The sequence below is a fragment of the Pseudomonas sp. 15C genome (genome assembly GCF_055484735.1).
This window is the reverse complement of record NZ_JBUDGD010000027.1, coordinates 26,836-51,110: the sequence shown is the minus strand read 5'-3', so window position 1 is coordinate 51,110 and position 24,275 is coordinate 26,836. Positions and strand designations below refer to the sequence as shown.

The window sequence follows — 24,275 nt, the reverse complement described above, 5'->3', positions numbered from 1 at the left end:
GCAGAATTATTGTTACTGCAACGCTTACGACCTATAGAAAGTAGCAATTTCCGAACCAGAGTGCCGAACAGGTGTTTTAAAAGATTGAGACACGAGGGCGAGCACGCGATTGGTGCGAGCGCTTGGCTGGGTCTGGATTCTTGCACAGTTTTGGGGCTTTGCACTGCTCGGCGCTCGACTGCTCACCTTGATCGTTCCCACGCTCTGCGTAGGGACGCAGCCCGGGACGCTCTGCGTCCCTTCCAAAGCCGAACGCGGAGCGTCCGTTGAAGCATTCCCACGCAGAGCGGGGGTACGATCACCGCGATCATCGCGATTACTGCGATCACCGGGGCGGGGCCAGGATCAGGCCAGTAGATCCTGTAAGGTAGCGAGGCTGTCAGCCTCTTCGACGGTTTTATCCTTGCGCCAGCGCAGCATGCGCGGGAAGCGCACGGCGATTCCGCTCTTGTGCCGCCGTGACAGGGCGATGCCTTCGAAACCCAGTTCGAACACCAGGCTCGGTTTGACGCTGCTGACCGGGCCGAACTTCTCTACCGTGGTCTTGCGCACGATGCTGTCGACCTGGCGCATTTCTTCATCGGTCAGCCCCGAATAGGCCTTGGCAAACGGCACCAGCGAGCGTTGGCTCGACTCCGGCGGGCCGTCCCACACGGCGAAGGTGTAATCGCTGTACAGGCTGGCGCGACGACCATGACCGCGCTGCGCATAGATCAACACCGCATCGACACTGAACGGATCGACCTTCCACTTCCACCACACGCCCATGTCCTTGGTGCGCCCGACGCCATACAACGCGTCGCGTGCCTTGAGCATCATGCCCTCGACCCCGAGGCGCCGCGAGGCCTCGCGTTGTTGGGCAAGATCGGCCCAGTCGCCGCCGGTCAGCACCGGCGACGGCAACAGCACCGGACTGTTGCAGCGCGCGATCACGGCTTCCAGTTGTTCGCGGCGTCTGGCCTGGGTCTGGTTGCGCCAGTCTTCGCCCTGCCATTCCAGCAGGTCGTAGGCGAGCACCACCACCGGCACGTCTTCGAGGATCTTCTTGTCGAGGGTCTTGCGGCCGATGCGTTGTTGCAGCAGGGCGAAGGGTTGAACCGCCGGCGGCGCCGTGGACTGCGGATTGAAGGCGTCTTCGGTGCTCGGATGGGTGCTTTTCCAGACAACGATTTCACCGTCGATGACCGTGCCATCCGGTAATCCATGCACCAGCACGTCAAGTTCGGGAAACCGTTCGGTAACCAGTTCCTCACCCCGCGACCACACCCACAAACGGCCGTCACGCTTGACCACTTGCGCACGAATGCCATCCCACTTCCATTCCACCTGCCAGTCGCTGACCGGGCCGAGCAATGCGTTGAACTGATCGACCGGTTGCGACAGGGCATGGGCGAGGAAGAACGGGTAGGGCTGACCGCCGCGTTGGGCATGTTCGTCAGCCGACTCAGGGGCGATCAGTTTCAGATAGCTGGCGGCACTCGGCCGGTTGGACAGGTCGGTGTAGCCGACCAGTCGCTGCGCGACACGTTTACTGTCGAGCCCGGCCATCGATGCCAGAGCGCGGGTGACCAGCAGTTTCGACACCCCGACGCGGAAGCTGCCGGTGATCAGTTTGATGCACAGCATCAGGCTCGCCCGATCAAGTTGCACCCACAGTGCCGGCAGTTGCCGCGCCAGAGACTCCGGGGTTTCGCCGCGCAGTGGCAGCAGCTTGTCTTCGATCCACTCAGCAAGGCCGGCTTCGGAGCTGTGCGGGTTTTCAGGCAACACCAGCGAAATGGTTTCCGCCAGATCGCCGACCGCCTGATAACTTTCCTCGAACAGCCACGGTTCCAGCCCGGAAACCTCGACCGCCAGTTCACGCAGGATCTTCACCGGCACCAGTTGCCGGGGCCGACCACCGGAAAGAAAGTACACCGCCCACGCCGCATCCTGTGGCTCGGCCTGGGCGAAGTAGGCCTGCATCGCTGCCAGTTTGGCGTTGCTCGAGGTGGTCGCGTCGAGTTCGGCGTACAGCTCGGCAAACGCTTTCATGTCGGCACCTGGGCCACGGCGGGCTCGCTGGCGGCGTTTTCTTCTTCGTCATCGCCGTACTCGGTGTTGAAGCCTTGCGCATCCAGACCTTTTTCACGCAGGTGGCGCACCAGCACGCCGATCGAACCGTGAGTGACCATCACCCGTTCCGCGCCGGTCTGTTCGATGGCCCACAGGAGGCCTGGCCAGTCGGCGTGGTCGGAAAGCACGAAACCGCGATCGACGCCACGCCGCCGCCGAGTGCCGCGCAAACGCATCCAGCCGCTGGCGAAACCGTCGCTGAATTCGCCGAAACGACGCATCCATGTACTGCCGCCGGCCGAGGGCGGGGCGATGACCAGCGCCTGGCGCATGATCGGGTCGCTTTTCTTTATATCTCCTGCGTAAAGCGTCGGTGGCAGATACACGCCGGCCTCGCGATAGACCCGGTTCAGCGGCTCGACTGCGCCGTGGCTGAGGATCGGCCCGAGGCTGGCGTCGATGCCGTGGAGAATTCGCTGAGCCTTGCCGAATGAATAACAGAGCAACACGCTGGCTTTGCCGGCGGCGATGTTGGCGGCCCACCATTGATTGATCTCGGCGAAAATCTGCGCTTGCGGCTGCCAGCGGTAGATCGGCAGACCGAAGGTCGATTCGGTGATGTACGTGTGGCAGCGCACCGGTTCGAACGGCGCGCAGGTGCCGTCCGGTTCGACCTTGTAATCGCCCGACGCGACCCAGACTTCGCCGCCATATTCCAGACGCACCTGCGCCGAACCGAGCACATGGCCGGCCGGGTGAAAACTCAAGGTGACACCGTGATGCGTCAGGCGCTGGCCGTAGGGCAGGGTCTGCAGGTTGATGTCCTGACCGAGGCGCGCGCGCAAAATCCCTTCGTTGGCGCTGCTGGACAGGTAATGCTGATTGCCGGTTCGTGCATGATCGCCGTGGGCATGGGTGATGACCGAACGTTCGACCGGGCGCCACGGATCGATATAGAAATCCCCGGCGGGGCAATAGAGACCTTCGGGTCGGGCGATAACAAGATCCATGTCGTGACCGGAATGGGGGGCTTGTTACGTATGAGGCGGGCGTGAGGCTGGAAGTTCGATCGGTTTTGCCGCGCTACCCTCACCCCAGCCCTCTCCCGGAGGGAGAGGGGGCCGAGCGAAGTGTCTGACGAGGTGCATCGACCTGATGGACCGAGCTGAATATGGGGCTGACCTCGCCTGGAAGCCGAGCCACTCTGATCGTTCCCACGCTCTGCGTGGGAGCGCAGCCCGGGACGCTCCGCGTCCCCTCCAGTGCCGAACGCGGAGCGTCCGTTGAGGCATTCCCACGCGGAGCGTGGGAACGATCAGTGCCGGTTTCGGCAAAATGAAATCCATGCCGGATTCAGCCTCGCTCGATCAGGTCGGCGAATTTCTCAAGCATCCCCAATCAGTCCCCTCTCCCTTTGGGAGAGGGCTAGGCGGGCGGCGTTCCGATGAGGGGCTTTTGATCTTTGGCCTATTTCCCGGGAGTAAGTGTCAGTCGAGTCTTGCCATACACCCGGTCAAAATTCTGCGGCTGCATCGGCAACCCGATGTACTGCCCCTTCAGCCACGCATCGATGCCGTTGAGGTAACTCGGGCTAAGCGGATTACCCGACTGCCCGGTACCGTTCTGCCCCATCAGCGGTTCCGCCTGGCCGAAGTCGACGATGAAACGCATCGACGGTGCCCGCGTGGTCGCGAAATCCTGCCCCCAGGCAAACGCAGCGGTGTTCAGCGTCGTGTGATCACCACCCGCCGCCAGCGGCCCGCGCACGGTCTGGCCGTTGGCATCGCGCCATTGGTAGCTGTGCAACTTGCCCCACTGCCAGGCGCGGTGATCGCCGCCCAATTGACTGTCGCCCGCACTGATCGCAGCGGCGAGGCTGCGTGCAAGAATCTGCGCCTTGTCTTCTTTCTGCGGCGTGCGCACGTCATCCCAGAACGGGCTGTCCTCGCGACCGAGCAAATGGTCGGCCTGCGCTGCGTACGACGTATCCCCGTTGGCGACAAACGCTTTCCACGCCGGGCTCGATTGCGGGCCGAGTTCGTCGAGGAAGATCTGCTTCATGCTTTCCTGCAGAAACAGTTCATACAGCGCCGCATCCGCCGAGGTCGGGGTGAGCTTGCCGCCGAACGCCATCAGCCGCGTAAAGGCTTCGCGGGCCTTGCTGCGCTCGGCTTCCGGCAGGGCATCGATCGCCTGCTTCAGCGGTTGTTTCATGCCCGGCGCTTCAAAGACTTTCTTCAGTTTGGCGGCAAAGGTTGTGGTCTGATCGTACTGCATGGCGATCACGCTGCGGCTGTCGTGTTTGCTGCCGCCAGCCAGTTCCGCCAGGCGCTCGCCGCGCTCCGGGGCCGCCCATGATTTCGACAACTGCATGCCGTAACCGTCGGGGATCACGCGCTGGTTGGCGGTGCCGAGCCAGCCTTGCGCCGGGTCCTGATCGTAGGGGTGCAGCATCGGGTCGGCGTAACCGTCCCAATCATAACGACCCTCCCAACCCGGCGAGGGCAGCAGGCCTTCGCCTTCACGGCGGTTGGGGAAGCGTCCGGTGACCTGCCAGCCAATGTTGCTCGCATCGGCGAACACCAGATTGGTGGTGATAGCACGGATTTCGCGGCTGGCGTCGGAAGCACGTTCGACGGTTTGCGCACGGGTCAGGTCAAAAAACGCGTCCAGGGATTTGTCGTCGGTGAAGCTCGGGGTCTGCAAGGCCAGGCCGAAACCGCTGCCTTGCGCTGCCGCTTGAGCGCTGTTGAGGAGCGCGCCGTGACGGGTTTCGTACACCGCTTCACGAATCGGTCGCTGGCCTTTGACGAAATAGGTTTCGTTGCGCACGCCCAGTGGCTGCCATTTGCCGTTGACCTCGTAGGTCAGGCTGCTGCCCTGGCGGCGAATTTTTTCCAGGAACAGGTCCTGATTGTCGCCGAGCACGCTGGTCATGCTCCACGCCACTTTGCCGTTGAAACCGCCCAGCACCATCGGCAAACCGGCGATGGTCACCCCGGCCGCCTGATATTTCGGCGCGCGGATCTGCACGAAGCTCCACAACGATGGCGCCATCAGCGGCCCGTGGGCGTCGCTGGCCAGCAGGCTCTTGCCGCTGCGACTGCGTTGCGGGGCGATCGCCCAGTTGTTCGCCGACGTCGCACCGAGCAGGTTCAGCGTCGACAGTTGCTGGCTGGCGTTGCTCAATTCGCTCAGCCCGGGAATCTGCCCGTTGAGCTTGAGACCTTGCAGCTTGTCGGCCTCGGCCAGCGGCAGGTTTTCATCCGGCGCGGACGGCGTCAGCCAGGCGAGTTTGTCGCTGGTGACGGTTTGCGCGAGCACCAGCGACTGGATTTCTTCCGGCAGGTTGGCCGACTGGCTGAAATTCAGCAGGGCGAAGATCAGCGCCGAATCTTCCGGCTTCCAGTATTCAGGCTTGTAGCCGCTGGCGGCGAGATCGCCCGGCAGCTTGTCGGCGTAGCGGAACAGGTAAGCATTCACGCCCCGCGCATAGACTTCGAAGAAGCGTTTGAGACGCGGCGACGAAGCCTTGTACAACTCGCCAGCGCTTTTCTTCAGGTTTACCGCGCGCATGTAGCGGTCGGCATCGAGCATCGAGGCCCCGGCCATTTCCGCCAGACGGCCCTGTGCCAGCAGACGCAAGGTGACCATCTGGTTGATGCGGTCGCTGGCGTGGACGTAGCCGAGGCTGAACAGCGCATCGTGGAAGGTGTTGCTTTCGATCAACGGCATGCCCATGGCATTGCGGCGTACCGAAACATTCTGCGCCAGGCCCTTGAGCGGCTGCACGCCGGAGGTCGGTGGCAGGCTGTCCTGGGCGTTCCAGGTCTGGCAACCGGACAGGCCCAGGACACCGGCCACTGCTGCGGCAACGCCGAACCGGGGAAGAAAATGTGTAAGGGCTGGCGAGGCCATGGGCGAAGCTCCTGGAGGGACAAAGGCTGGGTGCGCAATAAAGGCGCTACGTTAGTGAGCAGGCGAGGGCCGCGCAAGCGGGGTGAGCGGTTATTTCTTCAGTGGTAAGGCGGTCAGTCGACGCGTTTGCAGTTGCCTGACGCGAAGCGGTGATGGTGAACTGAGGAAAACCGATCAAACCTCGTGAGAAAAATCGCCATGGAGCTCAAGGGCAACGCTGCACTGATCATCATTGATCAACAGAAAGGCATTCTGCATCCGCGTCTCGGCCGAAGAAATAACCCGCAGGCGGAAGAACGGATTCTTGATCTGTTGGCGCTGTGGCGCCGGACCGCGCGCCCGGTGATTCATGTCCAGCATCTGTCGCGCTCGCCGGAATCGGTGTTCTGGCCGGAGCAGGAGGGCGTGGAGTTTCAGCCACGATTCGTGCCGCAGCAGGGCGAGTGGCTGGTTCAGAAGCAGGTGCCGGATGCGTTTTCTGCCACTGGACTGGAGGCACGATTGCGTGAGGCGGGGATTGGGCAACTGGTGATTGTCGGCGTGGCTACCCACAACTCGGTGGAATCAACGGCGCGTACCGCCGGTAATCTTGGGTTCGATGCTTGGGTGGTCGAGGACGGGTGTTTTACCTTCGACAAGGCCGATTATTTCGGCACACCGCGGACGGCTGAGGAGGTGCACGGGATGTCGCTGGGGAATTTGCACGGGGAGTATGCGACGGTGGTCAGCAGTGACCGGGTTCTGGCGGCTGGCTGAATATCTCTATTGGTTTTTTTTGTTGCTGTGTACATATCCGTTGTTTCGGGTGCTGCGGCTGGCGGTTTCGCCTGACGGCGACTCACTTTTTTTACAAACGCCTAAAAAAAGTAAGCAAAAAAACGCTTGCTCCTGCGTTCGGCCCTCGCAAGCTCGGGTTCCTTCGCTCCGGGACTGATCCGGGCGCAGCGGCTACGGTTTGCTTCGCTGCACCTACTTCCGCTGTGTCTGGCTGCGCCAGACGGTCGCTACGCTCCCACGCCCGGATCAATCCCTCCACTCAGCCTTCCGACGTCGCCGGTGGATCAAGATCAAAAGCACTCGAGCTAACGCTCATTGTTGAGTGGTTAGAAGCGGGTGGTTGGCTTTGGATTTGTGGTGTATTCGCCCCTCATCGGAACGCCGCCCGCCCAGCCCTCTCCCCCAGGAGAGGGAGCCGATTTGTGGGCTGTTCCAGACCTGTGTGCGACTCGGTATTTCACGTCGGCGTAGCTTTCGCATCCACCCCGGTCAGTCCCCTCTCCCTCTGGGAGAGGGCTAGGGTGAGGGGCTTTTGATTTTCAGGCTGATTTCAAGCCCCAGCCTTCAACGTCGCCGGTGGATCAAAATCAACAGCAGGCGAGCTGACACTCGGCCTGAAGGGGGCGACGGTTTTTTGTGGGAGCTTGCCTGCAAGCGATGGCTGTGTATCAGGCGACAACCATGCTGGATGTGCCGGCCTCATCGCGAGCAGGCTCCCACACTGGACCGCGTTGCAATTGAATAACGCGGTCGAAGGTGGGAGCTTGCCTGCAAGCGATGGCGATCTAACGGGCGAAGAGATGCTCCGCCCAACGCATCACGCGCCGTGGCACTTCTTGAATTTCTTGCCGTTGCCGCATGGGCACGGGTCGTTGCGGCCGACGTCTTTCAAGGCGTTGCGCACCGGTTCCTGGTGGGCGTGGCCGCAGTTCGGGCCGTGCACGTGGCCGTGGTCATGCTCGTGATGATGGTCGTGGTCGTGGTTGCAGTCAGGGCCGTGGACATGAGGTTGCTGGGTCATCGGTGTTGCTCCGGAATTAAATCGGCGGGGATTATCACGCCATTGCGCTCCAGGTGCACGTAGTGGGCGATGAATAAACCGGTTTCCATTTCGCCCTGCAGGCGATAGGGAATCTGCTGATCGGATTTTTTCAGCATTTTCACCACGTCCTTGACCTTCGGCCACAGGTTGGTGCGGATCGGCACCTTGAAATATGCACTGTGTTTCGGTCCGACGCTGAACCAATGCTCGTGTTCACCCTCAGCCAGCAGGATGTCAGCCAGATGGATACGGTATTCCAGACCGCGCACGGTCAGTTCGCTGTCGTTGGGGTTGTCGACGCGAAAATGCAGGATGAATTTCTGTTCGAGCAGTTTCGCCCGCACCACTTCGACTTTCACCAGATGCACGGCGGGTTCGACGCTGTCGTCGCCGAACCACGACGCGCAACCGCCGAGGTTCAACATCAGCATCAGAACAACCAATCGCAACGTGTGACGTTGACCGAGCATCGAGCAGAACTCCCTTTGACCCCAGTCTAGTCGCCAGCCGGTCTACGCGCCGAAATACCCCGAGCAGCATTTCTTGAATTTCTGCCCGCTGCCACACAGGCAATTGTCATTGCGCCCCAACTTCATCGGCACGGTCGGGTCGATGAAATACCAGCGGCCGCCGTTCTGCACGAACGAGGAGCGCTCGCGATGACTGTGCTCGCCCTGGTCGTCATGCCAGCGCGCGGTAAAGGTGACGAAGGCGTGCTCCGGCTGGCCGCCGAAGACTTCCGAGCTTTCCACTTCCAGACCGAGCCAGGTGCTCTGCGCGCTCCAGTCGCGGATCGCCTGCTGATTCAGACCCGCTTGCTGAGCGGGCAGGGTGGTTGCCACCAGATAATCGATCAGCCCCAGCACATAAGCGCTGTAGCGCGAACGCATCAGCGCTTCGGCGCACGGTGCCGGGTGGCCTTCGTGATAATGGCCGCAGCAGGCTTCCAGCAGATTGCCGCTGCCGCACGGGCAAATAGCTGTACTCATTGCATTACCACCAGTATTTCCCGAAATTTTCCGGATTGGCCCAGAATCGCGAATTGAGCCAATCAGGGACTTGTTTGTAGTCAAGCAGATCGTAGGTGAACAGGGTCAGCACCTGATCGTCGCGCTGGAAACGTTCGCTGGCCTGCAGCGCCAGCGAATAGAAGTCGGTTTCCTGCCAGCCGCTGGCGCTAAGGTCCGCCAATACTGCGATGCGACTGGCGTTGAGGTTACGGATGCCGCCCAACAGGTTCAGGCCGTCGCGCTTGGGCAAATGTTCCAGGCAATCGACGACCAGCGCCAGATCGAAGCGCTGCGCCGCCAGTTCGGCGGGCAATGTACCGGGTGCGGCATGGGCGACGACGGTATCCGGATGCGCCTCTTTGAAAGCGCTCAAGGCCGGAAACTCGCTGGCGCCGATCAGCAGCAAGTGCGCCGGCGCGTAGCGATCCAGCAAGGCAGCCAACGCCTGTTGCGGCGTGCGGGAAGAAATGGCGACGTTCATCAATGCTCCTCAATCAGACCGCCAAGACTAGCCTGCCTGTGCGCGGGGGCAAAGCGTTGCGTCGGCGCGCTCGCCCGACAATCTGGCCAAGCCCTGTGAACACGGTCGCAAACAGCAATGGCCTATTGCTGGCGGAGATTAAAACTCCGGTCTTTACTCCCTGAATCGGTTTTAAGCCGATCCCTCAGGAGAAAACTAGATGAGCATAGTTCGGACAGCATTACCCTTGGTTCTGCTAACCAGTGTGTTGACTGGTTGTGCAGGTTTGCAGAAAACCGACTGGCCGACCTGTGCGGCGGTCGGTGGTGTGGTCGGCGCCGGTCTCGGTGCCACCGAAAGCGCTGCGTGGGCCGGTTACGGTGCGCTGCTGGTCGGTGGTACGGCAGCGGCCTATTGCTGGGTTCATGGTGATGGTGACGAAGACGGCGATGGTGTGCCAGACAGCCGCGACAAGTGCCCGGGCACGCCTAAAGGCGTTCAGGTCGATGCTGACGGTTGCCCGCCACCGGCCCCTGCGCCAGTGGTTGAAGAAGCGGTCGTGGTCAAGGAAGAAACCATCGTCATCCGTGATGTGCACTTCCAGTTCGACAAGGCCACGCTGACCGGTCCTGACAAACAGGTACTGGACAAGGTTGCCGACCGCCTGAAACAGGAGTCCTCGACCGCGCAACTGACCGTGACCGGTCACACCGACAGTGTGGGCAGCGATGCCTACAACAAGAAACTCTCGGATCGCCGTGCGCATTCGGTGGTGGAATACCTGATCCAGCAAGGCGTGCCACGCGCCAGCTTCGTCTCGGTGTCCGGTCTGGGTGAAAGTCAGCCAGTGGCGGATAACAAGTCGGCTGATGGTCGCGCGCAGAACCGTCGCACCGAAATCAAAATCGTCCGCTAAGCCCTCTCGCATCCGCGGCTTGTGCAGTCGCGGATGCGGGTCTTTACTCCTGTGTAACCGGTATGGGCCGGTGACACAGGAGCTTTCACCATGACTGTTTTCGCAAGGTCCGTCTTGCCGGTACTGCTGCTCGGCAGCCTGCTCACCGGTTGCGCCACGCACAGCGATGGCACTGCACCCCTCAATCAACGTACATGGCCGATCTGCAGCCTTCTCGGCGGGCTGGTCGGTGGCGGCCTCGGCGCTATCGAAAGCGCCGGCTGGGCCGGTGGCGGCGCGGCATTGGGCATCCTCACCGGAGGCTTGATCTGTTACGCCCAGGACGGCGATGAAGACAGCGACGGCGTATTCGACCGCCGCGACCGCTGCCCCGATACCCCGGAAAACACCGAGGTCGATCATCGCGGTTGCCCGCTGCCGGTGTACCCGGCTGCGACCAAAGCGCCGGAGCCGGCGCCGCAAACGGAAGTCATCACCCTCAGCGATGCCGGCGACGTGCTGTTCGATTTCGACAAATCCGACCTGACCCCGGCTGCGACGGCGCAGCTCGATACGCTGATGGACAAGTTGCGCAACGCCGACGTGGTCAGCATCAAGGTCATCGGCCACACCGACAGCAAAGGTTCGGATGCCTACAACCAGGCCTTGTCGGAACGCCGTGCCAGCAGTGTTGCGTCCTATCTGCTCAGTCAGGGCCTGGCGCCGAACAAACTGACCAGCGAAGGGCGTGGCGAAAGCGAGCCGGTGGCGGACAACGCCACGGACGACGGGCGCGCACAGAACCGTCGCGTGGAATTGCACATCAATCGTTAGCGCGCCTCTGCAGGGCGCAGGCTAGAGCTGCCGGGCGATCGTTATCGCGCCGGCAGCCATTTAGCGGCACAGCGAAGTTTTTTCATTTGACCCTCTGGCTTATCCCCCGTAGAAGCCGGTACTGTGCGCGCAAAGAATAATTCGCAACACGGGGGGCGTATGAAAGTGTTCTGGTGGCTGGGGCGGTTGTTGACCCTGCTGTTCTGCTGCGTGGTGCTGGCCAATCAACTGGTGCCGTTCGTTCATCCGCTGCACCTGCTGGTCAATCTGGCCGGCGGTCTGTTGTTGCTGATCCATGTCATTGAAATGCTGCTGTGCAACCGCAGCCTCAAAGGTCGCCCGCATCCCTGGCGTGATCGTGGCCGCATCCTGGTGTTCGGCGTCTTCCACCTGCAAACCATCCCGGCCCCGGCCGCTCCGGAGGCTTCTTCCCATGCGTAAACTCTGCCTGCTCGCTGCATTCATCAGTCCCTTTGCCTGCGCCCAGGTGGTCAGCGTCGAAGCCAACTCGCTGATGCGTCTGCCCAACACTGCCAGCACCTTGCAGCTGGAGAAGCTTGAAGTAGCCGATTACGGCACTTTGCTGATCCCGTCGAACGTGACCGAATTGAACGTCGGTGAATTACGTTTGGGCCATGAAGCGCGCATCGCGATCGTCCCGGCCGAACAGGCGCTGGAAATGAAGGTGGCGCGCGCCGATCTCAGCGAAGGCAGCCAGATCACCGCGCGCGGGGCACCGGGCACTTATGAAAAGGCCGCCCGTGCCGGACGCAATCTGAATCTGCAATTCAAGGCGTTGAACGCGCCGCAGCTGTTGGTTGACGCTCGTGGCGGCACGGGCGCCCCTGGATTTGTCGGGCTCGACGGCGGTAACGGTGAAGATCCAGGCTGCACTTATGGCTCGGCCGGCCATGGTTCCGATGGCAGCAACGGTAGCGACGGCCAGCCAGGCGCACCGGGAGCGCTGGTGCGCCTTGAAGTGCCGCGTGAATTTCCGGCCGAGCGGATCAAGGTCAACGTGGCGGGCGGTGCCGGTGGGCCGGCGGGTGTCGGCGGCAAGGCGGGCAAGGGCGGCAAGTCCAAGGGCTGCCTGGTGTATCGCGCCGATGGCGGCAAGAACGGCAAGGCCGGCGCGGATGGACAGCCAGGGCCGGCGGGGGCGGCGGGTGCTGTGACTGTGCAGCGCTTTTAACGTCCAACCCGCTGAGTGTTCCCACGCTCTGCGTGGGAACACTGCCCGTGACGCTCAGCGTCACTGGACGCAGAGCGTCCCTTGCGGCATTCCCACGCAGAGCGTGGGAACGATCAAGGCCGTGCCGCCGCAACCGCCACCAGCACCACCCCGACCAGCAGATTAACCCCCACCACCCGGCGAATCCGCCCCAGCACCGCCGCACCCGCCGGCCAGTCCTTTGCCTCCACCGCTTTGCGCAGCTCAGGCAGCATCAGCCCCTGGATGCGGATGAACAGCGCGGTCATCACCACATACAAACCGATCATCACCTGCACGTACTTTGGCGCGGTCTCGAACCCGACCTGCTGCAAATGCAGCATGCCCACGCCAGTGATCGGCAAGAGGATCACCGCCACCCAGACCCAACGGAAAAAACCTTGAAACACTTCCACCCACAGGGTCAGCCGGGCCGGCCCCTCCAAAGCCTTCACAGCCGCAGGGCGCAAGACCATCCAGGCGAAAAACATGCCGCCAACCCACACCAGCGCGGCGAGGACATGCAGGGGATAAACGAGGCTAAAAGGTGTCATTCGGGCACTCCGTTCTGCGCAGGATCGATTAGCGGGGTATGATAGCCGCCGAATCAAACCACTGAAAATTTATCCAGCGTTTTTGCGCCCGACACTCAATGATCAGCACTGAACTCAAAACCACGATCCAGGGCGCCTATTCGCGTTTTCTAGAGGCCAAGAGCCTCAAGCCGCGATACGGTCAGCGCCTGATGATCGCTGAAGTCGCGAAAGTCCTCGGTGATATCGACACCGACGACGAAGGCCGGCGCAGTGGCGACCCCGCGATTGTCGCGGTGGAAGCCGGCACCGGTACCGGCAAGACGGTGGCCTACAGCCTCGCGGCGATCCCGACTGCGAAACTGGCCGGCAAGCGCTTGGTGATCGCCACCGCGACCGTCGCCCTGCAAGAGCAGATCGTCTACAAGGATTTGCCTGACCTTATGCGCAACAGCGGGCTGAATTTCAGCTTTGCGCTGGCCAAGGGCCGTGGCCGTTACATGTGCCTGTCCAAGCTCGACATGCTGCTGCAGGAAGGCCACGCGCAAACCGCCACCGCGCAGCTGTTCGAAGAAGAAGGCTTCAAGATCGAGGTCGACGAGGCCAGCCAGAAGCTGTTCACCAGCATGATCGAAAAGCTCGCCGGCAATAAGTGGGACGGCGACCGCGACAGCTGGCCCAATGCGCTGGAAGACGCCGATTGGGCGCGCCTGACTACTGATCACAGCCAGTGCACCAACCGGCATTGCCCGAACTTCGGCCAGTGCGCCTTTTACAAAGCGCGCGAAGGCATGGGCAAGGTCGACGTGATCGTCACCAACCACGACATGGTCCTGGCTGACCTGGCCTTGGGTGGCGGCGCGGTGCTGCCGGATCCGCGCGACACCATTTACGTGTTCGACGAAGGCCACCACCTGCCAGACAAGGCCATCGGCCACTTCGCCCATTACACGCGCCTGCGTTCCACCGCCGATTGGCTGGAAACCACCGCCAAGAACCTCACCAAACTGCTGGCCCAGCACCCGTTGCCGGGCGATCTGGGCAAGCTGATCGAGCAGGTCCCGGAGCTGGCGCGGGAGATCAAGGCGCAGCAGCAGTTCATGTTCAGCGCTTGCGAGCAGGTGGCCGATTTCAAACCCGGTGAAGACGTCGAGGGCCGCGAGCGCCCGCGTCATCGCTTTGTCGGCGGGGTGATTCCGGAGCACATGCGCGAAATGGGCATCGAGCTGAAGAAGGGATTTTCGCGGCTCAACGATCTGTTCCAGCGCCTGACCGACCTGCTCAAGGAAGGCATGGACGGCGAGGTCAACATCGGCATCGCCAGTAATCAGGCCGAAGAATGGTATCCGCTGTTTGGCAGCCTGTTGTCCCGTGCTTCCGGCAACTGGGAACTGTGGACCGCGTTTACCGCCGAAGACCCGGAAGACAGCCCGCCGATGGCGCGCTGGCTGACCCTGGCCGAAAGCGGTTCGCTGTTCGACATCGAGGTCAATGCCAGCCCGATCCTCGCCGCAGAAACCCTGCGCCGCAGCCTGTGGAACGTGGCTTACGGCTGTCTGGTGACTTCGGCGACGCTGACCGCGCTGGGCACGTTCGACCGATTCCGCATGCGCGCCGGTCTGCCGAAAAAAGCCGTCACCGCCGTGGTGCCGAGCCCGTTCCATCACGCCGATGCCGGGGTATTGCGCGTGCCCGACCTGAAGGCCGACCCGCGCGATGCGGCGGCGCACACGGCGGCGATCATTCGCGAATTGCCGGATCTGGTCGAGGGCTCGCGCGGCACGCTGGTGCTGTTCTCTTCGCGCAAACAGATGCAGGACGTATTCGACGGCCTCGATCGTGACTGGCGCAAGCAAGTGTTCATTCAAGGCAACCTGTCGAAACAGGAAACCCTGAACAAGCACAAGGCGCGGGTCGATGGCGGCGATTCCAGCGTGCTGTTCGGCCTCGCCAGTTTTGCCGAGGGCGTCGACTTGCCGGGGGCTTACTGCGAGCACGTGGTGATCGCCAAGATCCCGTTTTCGGTGCCGGATGACCCGGTCGAGGCCGCGCTGTCGGAATGGATCGAAGCCCGCGGCGGCAATCCGTTCATGGAAATCTCGGTGCCCGACGCTTCGCTGAAACTGGTCCAGGCCTGCGGGCGTCTGCTGCGCACCGAAGAAGACCGCGGCACCATCACCTTGCTTGATCGGCGTCTGGTCACCCAGCGCTACGGCAAGGCGATCCTCAACGCACTGCCGCCGTTCCGCCGCGAAATATCCTGAGACAACGGTGGGCGGTTTCGCCCACTGTGTTGTCTATCTCCTTGCCACCGCTTTTCCACTGGCCTTGATGGGTCGTTAGGGAGAACTCCGTTCTTATGATTCGCCGTTCGTTGCCCGCTGTATTCGCCCTGATCTTCGCTGCGCCGTTGTGCGCAGCGCCTGCCGGTCAACAGGCCCTGTTCAACTTCGTGCGCCCGGCCGATGTAGTCAAGGTTGTCACCGAAAATGCTGATCTGCCGCAAGCCAACGCCGAGCAGACAGCAGAGGGCGAGGTGCTGCGCCGTGTGACCTTCAATCCCGTGGCCCGTCCGACCCTGCGTCTGACGCCGCAGGCCGGCGCTTGGGACTGGTCGCAGTCCGGCATGATGACCCTGCGGCTGCAGAGCGCGATGGACTGGGCTGTAACGGTTTACGTGCAGATTCAGAGCAACGATGGCAAAACCCTGGTCAGCCGCGTCGACCTGCCGGCCGGTCCGGCGCAGACCCTGTTGGTGCCTTTGGTCGCCACCACGCCGTTGAGCCAGGGCATGAAAGCCGGGCCGGCGATGCCGATGACTGTCGATGGCCAACGCATCCTGCTCGCCAGCAGCAGTGGCGCAATTGATCGCAGCCAGGTGGTCTCGGTCAGTCTGTCGATGGATCAACCGAAAGTTGCCCAGAGCCTGCTGCTCGAGCGTTTCGGCGTGCAGAACGACGACGGGATCAACCAGGCCGTGTACGGCAATCTGGTCGATGCATACGGGCAATCGACTCGAGGCAAGTGGCCGGAGAAGATCGCCGATGACCAGCAGCTGAAATCCGCCGCCGCCAAGGAACAGCAGCAACTGAAGAGCTGGCTGGCCGAGCGCCAGAAGTCTTCACTGGACAAATTCGGTGGCTGGAATCGGGGCCCGGCGTTCAAGGCCAGCGGTTTCTTCCGCAGCGAAAAGCGCGATGGCCGCTGGTATCTGGTAACCCCTGAAGGGCATCCGTTTTACTCCCTCGGCGTCAACACCGTCAGCCCCGACGTCAACCGCACTTATGTGAGCGGTCGCGAATACATGTTCGACTCGTTGCCCAAGCCGAACGAACCGTTGGCCAGCCATTTTGGCGAGGGCGACAATCGCGGTGGCAATGGCGTCGATCAGGGTCGAGGCTATGCCAATGGTCGCTGGTATGACTTCTACGCCGCTAACCTGCAACGCTTGTACGGCGCGCCGTGCAAGGCGGACAGCGAAGGCAAGTCCGGCGTGGCAGAGGCGGCCAAATCCGAAGCCGCCGAAACGTCCGCCGAGAAAACCGCCGCGCCTGTAGTCGAGCCGAAATCCGGCGTGGCCGAAGCCGCTCAAACAGACGCGGCGCACATCGCCCGCGCTGAAACCTCCGCGCCGTGCCAAGCGACTATCGACGAACAGCAATGGGCCACCCACACTCTTGATCGCCTGCAAGCCTGGGGCTTCAATACCATCGGCAACTGGAGCGCACCGGTGCTTGGCGATGCCGAGCGCGTGCCGTATACCTTGCCGCTGTCGATCGTCGGCGACTACGCCAGCATCAGCACCGGCAGCGACTGGTGGGGCGGCATGCCTGACCCGTTCGATCCGCGTTTCGCCATGGCTACCGAACGTGCGGTGGCGATTGCCGCGCGCGATCATCGCGACGATCCGTGGCTGATTGGCTATTACGCCGACAACGAACTGGCCTGGGCCGGTCCTGGCGATGATCCGAAGGCGCGTTACGCACTGGCTTACGGCACGCTGAAAATGACCACTGACGTGCCGGCCAAACGCGCCTTCCTCAAACAACTGCGCGACAAATACCGCAATCAGGGCGGGCTGTCGAAGGCCTGGGGCATCGACTTGCCGGCGTGGGAATTGATGGAAGATCCGGGCTTCGTGCCGCCGCTGCCGAACCCGGAACACCCGGAAATCGAGGCCGACTTCAAATACTTCCAGAAGGTTTTCGCCGACACGTACTTCAAGACCATTTCCGACTCGCTGAAATGGCACGCACCCAACCAAATGTTGCTCGGCGGGCGCTTCGCTGTCAGCACGCCGGAAGCCGTGGCGTCCTGTGCGCAGTATTGCGATGTGCTGAGCTTCAATATGTACACGCTCAAACCGCAGGACGGTCATGACTTCGCCGCCCTCGCCGCGCTGGACAAACCGGTGCTGATCACCGAGTTCAATTTCGGCTCGACCGATCGTGGCCCGCTCTGGGGCGGTGTTACGCAAGTCGCGCGAGAAGAAGATCGCGGCCCGGCCTATGCCAATTTCCTCAAACAGGCGCTCAAGGAGCCGTCGATTGTTGGCGTGCATTGGTTCCAGTATCTCGATCAACCGGTAACCGGGCGTTTGCTCGACGGCGAGAATGGTCACTTCGGTCTGGTCGGGGTCACCGATGTGCCGTACCAGGGCTTCGTCGAGACTGTGCGCAAGAGCAATCTGCAGACGCTTGAGCAGCTTGGCAAAGAAGCACAGAAAGCCCCGGCTCATGAAGCTGAGGGCGGGCGCAAAGGGGAGGCGGGTAAGGCGGCAGGGGCCGGACATGCAGGTGGGCATTCCGGCAATGGTCACTGAGTTCCGAAAGACCGCGTTAGCGTTCTTCGCGAGCAGGCTCAACAAATTTCCAGAACAACCGTCTGGCCCGCGCCTGTTCCCAAATCCCTCAAGGGCTGGAACAATGCGGGCCACTTTGTAGAGCGTTTTCGCGGGGGAGTTGCGGGTGCAGATTCAGGGTCATTACGAGCTTCAATTCGAAGCGGTGCGCGAGGCATTTGCCGCACTGTTCGACGATGCCCAGGAACGCGGCGCAGCCCTGTGCATTCAGGTCGGTGGACAAACCGTTGTCGACCTCTGGTCCGGCACCGCCGACAAGGACGGCGCCGAAGCCTGGCACAGCGATACCATCGCTAATCTGTTCTCCTGCACCAAGACGTTTACTGCGGTCACCGCGCTGCAACTGGTGGCCGAAGGCAAGTTGCAACTCGATGCACCGGTCGCCCGCTATTGGCCGGAATTCGCCGCCGCCGGTAAAGAATCCATAACGCTGCGCCAATTGCTCTGCCATCAGGCCGGCCTGCCGGCGTTGCGCGAACTGCTCGCTCCCGAAGCCCTGTACGACTGGCAAACCATGGTCGATGCCCTCGCGGCCGAAGCACCGTGGTGGACGCCGGGCACGGGTCACGGTTATGCCGCGATCACTTACGGTTGGCTGGTTGGCGAATTGCTGCGCCGCGCTGACGGCCGTGGGCCCGGTGAATCCATCGTCGCTCGTGTGGCCAAGCCGTTGGGGCTGGATTTCCATGTCGGTCTGGCCGATGAAGAATTTCATCGCGTGGCGCACATCGCCCGCGGCAAGGGCAACCCCGGCGACGCCGCGGCCCAGCGCTTGCTGCAAGTGACCATGCGCGAGCCGACGGCCATGACCACCCGTGCCTTCACCAATCCGCCGTCGGTGCTGACCAGCACCAACAAACCGGAATGGCGACGCATGCAGCAACCAGCGGCGAACGGCCATGGCAATGCGCGTAGTCTGGCCGGGTTTTATGCCGGTCTGCTTGACGGCAGCCTGCTCGAAAGCGACATGCTCCAAGAGCTGACCCGTGAGCATAGCCTCGGCGACGACAAGACGTTGCTGACCCGCACGCGTTTTGGTCTCGGCTGCATGCTTGATCAACCCGACGTGCCCAACGCCACCTATGGCCTCGGTCCGCACGCGTTCGGCCATCCGGGAGCGGGCGGCTCCATCGGTTTTGCTGATCCTGAGCATGATGTCGCGTTTGGTTTCGTGACAAATACCCTTGGGCCATATGTATTGATGGACCCGCGCGCGCAAAAGCTCGCGCGGGTGCTTGCCACTTGTCTGTAAAGCGTTGATAGAGGTTCCAGGGGCGGAACCTCAACAGGATTTTCGATTCAAAACGGCTGTTTATCCGGGCGAAAGTGCTCTGATTTTTCATTACTTCATTTGTGGATTTTCAATGTCATCTAAAAAGACCCTCGCCCTGGCCCTGTGTGTAGCGATCACCGGTTGCGCACAGACCCCGAAAAACGACGCGGACGGCGGCAGCTGGTGGCCGTTCGGTTCTTCCGACACGGTCGCGGCCAAGGAGCCTGCACCGGCCCCGGCCCCGTTGAAACCTGCGGCGACTGCACCGGTCGCCAAGGCTGAGAGCAGCAATCCGTGGTACTGGCCGTTCGGTTCCAGCGATGAAGCGACCAAAGCGGACCTGAAGGCTGAAGTTGCTCCGGAAGTGAAAAAACCGGTTGCCGTCGCCAAGGCTGACGCCGAATCCAATGGCAAATGGTGGTGGCCATTTGGCGGCAAGGACCAGCCTACCGCCAAAGCCGTGCCGATGCCTGATCCGAAGGTGACTCAGGCCTGGCTCGACGACTACGAACCGCGCCTGCGTGAAGCGGTCAAGGACAGCAACCTGCAACTCGAGCGCCGCGACAACGTGCTGGTCGTCACCGCGCCAGTTGAAGGCTCGTTCAACCCGGACCGTCCGGCGATGCTGTTGCCGGTCACCCTCGGCCCATTCACCCGCGTGGCGAAAATCCTCGAAGCCGACCCGAAAACTGCCGTGCTGGTGCTCGGCCACAGCGACACCAGCGGTGCCGCGCCGGCCAACATCAAGCTGAGCCAGGAACGAGCTCAATCGGTGGCGGCGATCTTCCGCCTCAGCGGTCTGCAGCGTGATCGCCTGATGCTGCGTGGCATGGGTTCGGAAGCACCGCGTGCGGCCAATGACAGCGTTGAAGGCCGCGCCTTGAACCGTCGCGTTGAGTTGCTGGTGACCCCACAAAACACCATGGTTGCGCTGTTGAGCAAATACAACATGCCAGCGCCGAAGCCAGTGACCCTGGTTGCAGCGCAAGACGTCAAGCCAGCGGCCAAACCAGCGACTCCGGCTCCAGCCGCGAAAAAAGCCGCCGTCCCAGCGGCGAAAAAGGCCCCGGCCAAGAAAGCTGCGGCCAAGGCACCTGCGAAAAAGGCTCCGGCCAAACCGGCTGCAAAGAAAACCGCGCCAGCCAAAGCTGCCACGACCGACAAGAAAGTCGCTGCGACAGACGCCACCAAAAAGTGATCCGCTAATCAAAAGGAATGCGCCATGACCCAGGCTCTGGCAGATATGCGTCGTGATTACACCCGCGATGGCTTGACCGAGGCGCAAGCCCCGGCCGAGCCGTTCGCCCTGTTTCACCAGTGGTTCGCCGATGCGGTGAACACCGAACAGGCACCGGTAGAGGCCAACGCCATGACCCTGGCCACGGTCGATGCCGACGGGCGTCCGCACTGCCGCATTCTGCTGCTCAAGGGCCTGGATGACCACGGCTTCACCTTCTTCACCAATTACGACAGTGCCAAGGGCCAGCAGTTGGCGGCCAACCCATTCGCCGCCATGACGTTCTTCTGGCCTACCCTGGAACGTCAGGTGCGCATCGAAGGGCGAGTGGTCAAGGTCACACCGCAGGAGTCCGATGCGTACTACCAGGTACGGCCACTGGGCAGTCGTCTCGGTGCCTGGGCCTCACCGCAAAGCCGCGTGATCAACGGCCGTGGTGAACTGGAAGATTTGCTCAAGGCCACCGAGCAGCGTTTCTCCGACAGCCAACCCGACTGCCCGGCACACTGGGGCGGGTATCGCTTGCTGCCCGAGCGCATCGAATTCTGGCAGGGCCGGCCGAGCCGTCTGCACGATCGCCTCAACTACCGTGCGCAGGGCGCCGCCTGGATTCTTGAACGACTGGCACCCTGAGCAGTCTACCGAGCCAGATAGCGGCCGGCGGCGCAGGATTGCTGATTTGGCGCTACTGTAAGTGGACGTTCGCCGCCGTCTGTACCTGGCCTGAATGGAAGCCAATTTATCCGGCAGGTGTCGTGACAGGCGCCAAGCCACGGAGTTTAATGAACACATGTTCTTTTGGAGTTGATGCTATGCGTAAGTCTGTTCTGCTGGTTGCTTCCTTTTCCACCATGGCAATGTTGCTGACCGGCTGCCAGTCGAGCCTGACCGGTGACTCCTACTCCCGTGACGAAGCACGTCGCGTACAGACGATTCGCATGGGCACCATCGAATCCCTGCGTCCGGTGAAAATCGAAGGCACCAAGACCCCGATCGGCGGCGCGGCAGGCGCAGTGGTCGGCGGTGTCGGCGGCAGCGCCATCGGCGGCGGCAAGGGCAGCATCGTCGCCGCAGTCATCGGCGCAGTGGCAGGCGGCCTGTTAGGCTCGGCTACCGAAGAAGGCCTGACGCGCACCCAGGGCGTGGAAATTACCGTCCGTGAAGACGACGGCAGCATGCGCGCCTACGTGCAGCAGGTTCAGGAGAATGAAGTGTTCCGCGTCGGCGAGCGGGTACGGATTTCGACCGTTGGCGGGACCAGTCGCGTTTCGCACTAAGCGGGATGCAGGTGAAGAAAACCCCGATCAGGTGACTGGTCGGGGTTTTTTGTTGCTTGTGATTTGAGCAATCAGTATTTGGCGCAGGTGCCCATGAAGTATTCGAGGCCCCTGTGGCACCTAAGTCATTAGTCTTCAGAGGAAAGATATAGGTCAAGGTGTCGAGGCATGTTTACGGCGCATGCTTGTTCAATATCAGTGATCTGTTGCTCCGTCAGCTTGTAATCGTAAAGAGAGTCGTCTCTCGTACTCCAACCCATAATGACTTTTAAATTGGACGTAGCGATGGGGAGCGCTTGCTCAAATACAGCTGAGTCGTCACCCTTTACCACGCCCATGATTCGATGCTTCATGGTTCTATCCTTCTTGTAGGATCTGCTGGTTTCGTCTGTTCGCCTGTTTCATGGTTGTACTCCCCCAAATGCCTCCCACGCTTTGTATATTTCTCAACCGCACCGTGCCGGAAATCCCATTCAAAAATTAATCCCTCTTTGTCTTTCCATCGCGGGCGTAACCCTCCGCCACCCTTTATTGGTGTTTTTGGAGGAGCCCATCGAGCATCGGGATATGCAGGTAAGCTTTTAGGTTTTTGATGGTAATTTCCCTGTGAAATGCTGGCCACAATATATAGCGGCCTGATGCCCGAATCCGCCGGAAACACGAGAATGAAATCCTTGTACTCCGGCGGATAAACTGGATTCACCAGAATCCCGTCCGCCGCTTTCGTCGGCGGGTACACCCAGATATGCGGTGCTTGTGGTGCAGCCTCCAACGCCGGTATGCCGAGAATGTCAGAGCCATCCACAGCCGGCGTCCACAGCAGTTCGACGCCTTCCCCCAGATCCGCAACGAACCGGTCACCGCGTGGCCTGAACTGCACGACATCAACCATTTCCCAATCGCGGTTCTTGCCGGTGTAGAAACCGTAACCCTTGAGCGTGCCATCGGCCTGCTGTTCGACACGCAGGCGCACGCGAGTCCGGGCTTGTTTGAGCGTGCTCAGTTGCTCATCGGTATACAGCGCACTGTCACCCAGATTTGAAGGCATCAGCAGCGCAACCAACCCGAGCAAAGGCGAGACCGCCGCGCTGGACATCATCGCTGGCAGCGCTTCGAAGGCTGAGCCGGCCAACGCCAGGCTGCCAAACCCGACGGGGAGGGCATTGGCGCTGATTTTCTTGAGGGGGACGCCACCGCGTTCATCCGCCTCGCGAGCGCCGAGCAGGATCAGCTCGCCGTAATCCTTCAGGCTGTCGGTCGGCACCATGCCGGAAGGGTTGGCGTAATCGATGATGGCGTCCGGCAACTTGCAGGACTTGGCAAACACGCAGCCAGCACGCACGGCTTCAGGTTTTGTCGCAGCCACTTCCCGGCTGCGTTCAAACGTCTCTTGCCGGACCAGCATCGCGTCGTAGGCGTTTTGTCGCGCTTCACGCTCGGCCAGTTCAGTGGCCGTCATATACCGCCAGGTAACATGATGCCCGTCGCCCGCCGGTGGGTTTTGCACCCGCGAAATGTCCTTGTCACGCGCCACAGATCGTCCCTTCGTTCATCATCGACAGCCCCTCGAAAGGGGCTGCACGACGTTAACGAAGCAGGAAAATTATGGCTGTAGGACGCGTCGCTAAAGGCGTGGAGATAGTTCGCCGCGCGTTACAAAGAATGATGGCGAGGGAAGATTTCCCCTCGCCATGGATCTTCTATCTGGTCGGCAATACGGCCTGCTTGCGACTCGCCGCCGCCGTCACCGCGTAACCGATCAACGCCGCCAGAATCGAGCCGGTCAAAATGCCCATCCGGTCCATGCCGGCGTAGTCGCTCACGCCTGGCTCGAAGGCCAGTGAGCCGACGAACAGGCTCATGGTGAAGCCGATGCCGCAGAGGATCGCCACCCCGAGGATCTGGCCCCAGTTGGCGCCTTGGGGCAGGGCGGCGATACCGACTTTTACCGCGAGCCATGTCAGGCCGAACACGCCTATTGTCTTGCCCAGCAGCAGGCCGATGGCGATCCCCATCGGTACATCATGGGTGAAGCTTTCGACGGTGACGCCGCTCAGCGACAGACCGGCGTTGGCGAAGGCGAACAGCGGCAGGATGCCGTAGGCGACCCAGGGATGCAGCGCGTGTTCGAGGGTGAGCAAGGGTGACGGTTCGGCGTTTTTCGTGCGCAACGGAATGCAGAACGCCAGCGTCACACCGGCCAGCGTCGCGTGGACGCCGCTCTTGAGCACGCAGACCCAGAGGATCAGACCGATGATCATGTATGGCCCGAGCTTGACCACGCCGAGTCGATTCATCGCCACCAGCGAGGCGATGCACGCCGCGGCGAGGCCCAGCGACAGGGTCGACAGTTCGCCGGAGTAGAAGATCGCGATGATCACGATGGCACCGAGGTCATCGATGATCGCCAGGGTCATCAGGAACAACTTCAGCGACACCGGCACGCGTTTGCCGAGCAGGGCAAGTACGCCGAGGGCGAAGGCGATGTCGGTGGCGGTCGGGATCGCCCAGCCACTGAGGGCGGCAGGGTTGTCGCGGTTGAGAAACCAGTAGATCAGCGCCGGTATCAGCATGCCGCCGACGGCCGCCGCACCGGGCAAAACGATCTGCGAGGGCTTGGACAACTGGCCGTCGAGCACTTCGCGCTTCACTTCCAGACCGATCAGCAGGAAGAACATCGCCATCAGGCCGTCGTTGATCCACAACAGCAGCGGTTTGGCGATTTTCAACGCACCGACCTGCGCCACCACCGGCGTGTCGAGCAGGCCGGTGTACAGCCACGACAGCGGCGAGTTGTTGATAATCAGCGCCAGAATGGCTGCGGCGATCAATAACAGACCGCTGGCAGCTTCCAACTGAAAGAAACGCGTGAAAGTGCTACGCAGAGGCAAGG

The 24,275-nt window shown here is 61.7% G+C and carries 22 protein-coding genes; 11 read left to right on the top strand and 11 right to left on the bottom strand.

Going from position 1 to position 24,275, the window contains the following annotated elements:
- Positions 1–345: 345 nt before the first annotated feature.
- The 3 genes from ACYYKW_RS15475 to ACYYKW_RS15465 form a co-directional block, all read right to left on the bottom strand.
- Positions 346–2,034, bottom strand: coding sequence for an ATP-dependent DNA ligase (locus ACYYKW_RS15475; RefSeq protein WP_464990495.1), 1,689 nt, complete (start codon positions 2,032–2,034; stop codon positions 346–348).
- Positions 2,031–3,065 carry a ligase-associated DNA damage response exonuclease gene (locus ACYYKW_RS15470; RefSeq protein ID WP_464990494.1) on the bottom strand — a complete coding sequence of 345 codons (1,035 nt, stop codon included), beginning with the start codon at positions 3,063–3,065 and terminating at the stop codon, positions 2,031–2,033. Before ACYYKW_RS15470 ends, ACYYKW_RS15475 begins: the two co-directional genes overlap by 4 nt.
- Positions 3,066–3,522: 457 nt before the next feature.
- Positions 3,523–5,973 (bottom strand): penicillin acylase family protein, encoded by a 2,451-nt coding sequence (locus tag ACYYKW_RS15465; protein ID WP_464990493.1) that lies wholly within the window; start codon positions 5,971–5,973, stop codon positions 3,523–3,525.
- A 198-nt stretch (positions 5,974–6,171) separates the two neighbouring features.
- Between ACYYKW_RS15465 and ACYYKW_RS15460 the strand changes: the two genes are divergently transcribed.
- Complete coding sequence (locus ACYYKW_RS15460) at positions 6,172–6,729, top strand: cysteine hydrolase family protein (protein ID WP_464990500.1); 558 nt, start codon at positions 6,172–6,174, stop codon at positions 6,727–6,729.
- Between the two features lie 838 nt (positions 6,730–7,567).
- Here the strand turns inward: ACYYKW_RS15460 and ACYYKW_RS15455 are convergent.
- The 4 genes from ACYYKW_RS15455 to ACYYKW_RS15440 are packed head-to-tail and all read right to left on the bottom strand — an operon-like array spanning position 7,568 to position 9,283.
- A complete protein-coding gene (locus ACYYKW_RS15455; RefSeq protein WP_034154967.1) occupies positions 7,568–7,771 on the bottom strand; it encodes an SEC-C metal-binding domain-containing protein in 204 nt (67 codons plus the stop codon).
- The gene (locus tag ACYYKW_RS15450) at positions 7,768–8,262 is read right to left on the bottom strand and encodes an LEA/WHy family protein (protein ID WP_093104049.1); all 495 of its coding nucleotides are present in this window, start codon (positions 8,260–8,262) and stop codon (positions 7,768–7,770) included. The genes ACYYKW_RS15455 and ACYYKW_RS15450 overlap by 4 nt, the downstream gene beginning before the upstream one ends.
- 42 nt (positions 8,263–8,304) lie before the next feature.
- Positions 8,305–8,781: a YchJ family protein gene (locus tag ACYYKW_RS15445; protein ID WP_093104046.1), complete on the bottom strand. Its 477-nt coding sequence runs from the start codon at positions 8,779–8,781 to the stop codon at positions 8,305–8,307.
- 4 nt (positions 8,782–8,785) lie between these two features.
- A complete protein-coding gene (locus ACYYKW_RS15440) occupies positions 8,786–9,283 on the bottom strand; it encodes a DUF6231 family protein (RefSeq protein WP_093104043.1) in 498 nt (165 codons plus the stop codon).
- A 199-nt stretch (positions 9,284–9,482) separates the two neighbouring features.
- On the opposite strand from ACYYKW_RS15440, the gene ACYYKW_RS15435 reads away from it, so the two are divergent.
- From ACYYKW_RS15435 to ACYYKW_RS15420, 4 genes are all read left to right on the top strand, one after another.
- The gene (locus ACYYKW_RS15435; protein ID WP_090282103.1) at positions 9,483–10,178 is read left to right on the top strand and encodes a PA1041 family peptidoglycan-binding anchor lipoprotein; all 696 of its coding nucleotides are present in this window, start codon (positions 9,483–9,485) and stop codon (positions 10,176–10,178) included.
- A gap of 90 nt (positions 10,179–10,268) precedes the next feature.
- Positions 10,269–10,991 carry a PA1041 family peptidoglycan-binding anchor lipoprotein gene (locus ACYYKW_RS15430; RefSeq protein ID WP_093104040.1) on the top strand — a complete coding sequence of 241 codons (723 nt, stop codon included), beginning with the start codon at positions 10,269–10,271 and terminating at the stop codon, positions 10,989–10,991.
- Positions 10,992–11,150: 159 nt separating this feature from the next.
- Positions 11,151–11,432 (top strand): DUF1145 domain-containing protein, encoded by a 282-nt coding sequence (locus ACYYKW_RS15425; RefSeq protein WP_464990492.1) that lies wholly within the window; start codon positions 11,151–11,153, stop codon positions 11,430–11,432.
- The gene (locus ACYYKW_RS15420) at positions 11,425–12,183 is read left to right on the top strand and encodes a collagen-like protein (RefSeq protein WP_464990491.1); all 759 of its coding nucleotides are present in this window, start codon (positions 11,425–11,427) and stop codon (positions 12,181–12,183) included. The genes ACYYKW_RS15425 and ACYYKW_RS15420 overlap by 8 nt, the downstream gene beginning before the upstream one ends.
- A 113-nt stretch (positions 12,184–12,296) precedes the next feature.
- Here ACYYKW_RS15420 and ACYYKW_RS15415 read toward each other — a convergent pair whose 3' ends face one another.
- The gene (locus ACYYKW_RS15415; protein WP_464990490.1) at positions 12,297–12,755 is read right to left on the bottom strand and encodes a DUF2269 family protein; all 459 of its coding nucleotides are present in this window, start codon (positions 12,753–12,755) and stop codon (positions 12,297–12,299) included.
- A 98-nt stretch (positions 12,756–12,853) separates the two neighbouring features.
- On the opposite strand from ACYYKW_RS15415, the gene dinG reads away from it, so the two are divergent.
- The 6 genes from dinG to ACYYKW_RS15385 all read left to right on the top strand — a co-directional run bounded on the left by dinG (position 12,854) and on the right by ACYYKW_RS15385 (position 21,382).
- Entirely contained in the window at positions 12,854–14,998 is a 2,145-nt protein-coding gene (dinG, locus tag ACYYKW_RS15410; protein WP_093104027.1) for an ATP-dependent DNA helicase DinG, read from the top strand.
- 95 nt (positions 14,999–15,093) lie between these two features.
- Entirely contained in the window at positions 15,094–17,556 is a 2,463-nt protein-coding gene (locus tag ACYYKW_RS15405; RefSeq protein ID WP_464990489.1) for a beta-agarase, read from the top strand.
- Positions 17,557–17,701: 145 nt separating this feature from the next.
- Positions 17,702–18,847 (top strand): serine hydrolase domain-containing protein, encoded by a 1,146-nt coding sequence (locus ACYYKW_RS15400; protein WP_093104021.1) that lies wholly within the window; start codon positions 17,702–17,704, stop codon positions 18,845–18,847.
- A gap of 112 nt (positions 18,848–18,959) precedes the next feature.
- Positions 18,960–20,066, top strand: a complete 1,107-nt coding sequence (locus tag ACYYKW_RS15395; RefSeq protein ID WP_434708114.1) for an OmpA family protein — start codon at positions 18,960–18,962, stop codon at positions 20,064–20,066.
- Positions 20,067–20,090: 24 nt separating this feature from the next.
- The gene (gene pdxH / locus ACYYKW_RS15390; protein WP_093104015.1) at positions 20,091–20,738 is read left to right on the top strand and encodes a pyridoxamine 5'-phosphate oxidase; all 648 of its coding nucleotides are present in this window, start codon (positions 20,091–20,093) and stop codon (positions 20,736–20,738) included.
- Between the two features lie 179 nt (positions 20,739–20,917).
- Complete coding sequence (locus tag ACYYKW_RS15385; protein ID WP_016771369.1) at positions 20,918–21,382, top strand: outer membrane lipoprotein; 465 nt, start codon at positions 20,918–20,920, stop codon at positions 21,380–21,382.
- A 128-nt stretch (positions 21,383–21,510) separates the two neighbouring features.
- On the opposite strand, the gene ACYYKW_RS15380 is transcribed toward ACYYKW_RS15385, so the two are convergent.
- From ACYYKW_RS15380 to nhaA, 3 genes are all read right to left on the bottom strand, one after another.
- Positions 21,511–21,735, bottom strand: coding sequence for a hypothetical protein (locus ACYYKW_RS15380; protein ID WP_093104013.1), 225 nt, complete (start codon positions 21,733–21,735; stop codon positions 21,511–21,513).
- On the bottom strand, positions 21,732–22,916 hold the full coding sequence (locus ACYYKW_RS15375; RefSeq protein ID WP_464990488.1) for an S-type pyocin domain-containing protein: 1,185 nt from the start codon (positions 22,914–22,916) through the stop codon (positions 21,732–21,734). The genes ACYYKW_RS15380 and ACYYKW_RS15375 overlap by 4 nt, the downstream gene beginning before the upstream one ends.
- A gap of 166 nt (positions 22,917–23,082) precedes the next feature.
- Positions 23,083–24,273 (bottom strand): Na+/H+ antiporter NhaA, encoded by a 1,191-nt coding sequence (gene nhaA, locus ACYYKW_RS15370; RefSeq protein ID WP_336355036.1) that lies wholly within the window; start codon positions 24,271–24,273, stop codon positions 23,083–23,085.
- Positions 24,274–24,275: the final 2 nt, after the last annotated feature.

Coding starts and splice junctions, on each gene's coding strand:
- ACYYKW_RS15465 (WP_464990493.1), bottom strand. CDS start 5,973: ATGGCCTCGCCAGCCCTTACACATTTTCTTCCCCGGTTCGGCGTTGCC.
- ACYYKW_RS15450 (WP_093104049.1), bottom strand. CDS start 8,262: ATGCTCGGTCAACGTCACACGTTGCGATTGGTTGTTCTGATGCTGATG.
- ACYYKW_RS15475 (WP_464990495.1), bottom strand. CDS start 2,034: ATGAAAGCGTTTGCCGAGCTGTACGCCGAACTCGACGCGACCACCTCG.
- ACYYKW_RS15385 (WP_016771369.1), top strand. CDS start 20,918: ATGCGTAAGTCTGTTCTGCTGGTTGCTTCCTTTTCCACCATGGCAATG.
- ACYYKW_RS15425 (WP_464990492.1), top strand. CDS start 11,151: ATGAAAGTGTTCTGGTGGCTGGGGCGGTTGTTGACCCTGCTGTTCTGC.
- ACYYKW_RS15460 (WP_464990500.1), top strand. CDS start 6,172: ATGGAGCTCAAGGGCAACGCTGCACTGATCATCATTGATCAACAGAAA.
- ACYYKW_RS15470 (WP_464990494.1), bottom strand. CDS start 3,065: ATGGATCTTGTTATCGCCCGACCCGAAGGTCTCTATTGCCCCGCCGGG.
- ACYYKW_RS15415 (WP_464990490.1), bottom strand. CDS start 12,755: ATGACACCTTTTAGCCTCGTTTATCCCCTGCATGTCCTCGCCGCGCTG.
- ACYYKW_RS15420 (WP_464990491.1), top strand. CDS start 11,425: ATGCGTAAACTCTGCCTGCTCGCTGCATTCATCAGTCCCTTTGCCTGC.
- ACYYKW_RS15405 (WP_464990489.1), top strand. CDS start 15,094: ATGATTCGCCGTTCGTTGCCCGCTGTATTCGCCCTGATCTTCGCTGCG.
- ACYYKW_RS15435 (WP_090282103.1), top strand. CDS start 9,483: ATGAGCATAGTTCGGACAGCATTACCCTTGGTTCTGCTAACCAGTGTG.
- ACYYKW_RS15455 (WP_034154967.1), bottom strand. CDS start 7,771: ATGACCCAGCAACCTCATGTCCACGGCCCTGACTGCAACCACGACCAC.
- ACYYKW_RS15395 (WP_434708114.1), top strand. CDS start 18,960: ATGTCATCTAAAAAGACCCTCGCCCTGGCCCTGTGTGTAGCGATCACC.
- ACYYKW_RS15445 (WP_093104046.1), bottom strand. CDS start 8,781: ATGAGTACAGCTATTTGCCCGTGCGGCAGCGGCAATCTGCTGGAAGCC.
- ACYYKW_RS15380 (WP_093104013.1), bottom strand. CDS start 21,735: ATGAAGCATCGAATCATGGGCGTGGTAAAGGGTGACGACTCAGCTGTA.
- dinG (WP_093104027.1), top strand. CDS start 12,854: ATGATCAGCACTGAACTCAAAACCACGATCCAGGGCGCCTATTCGCGT.
- ACYYKW_RS15430 (WP_093104040.1), top strand. CDS start 10,269: ATGACTGTTTTCGCAAGGTCCGTCTTGCCGGTACTGCTGCTCGGCAGC.
- ACYYKW_RS15440 (WP_093104043.1), bottom strand. CDS start 9,283: ATGAACGTCGCCATTTCTTCCCGCACGCCGCAACAGGCGTTGGCTGCC.
- pdxH (WP_093104015.1), top strand. CDS start 20,091: ATGACCCAGGCTCTGGCAGATATGCGTCGTGATTACACCCGCGATGGC.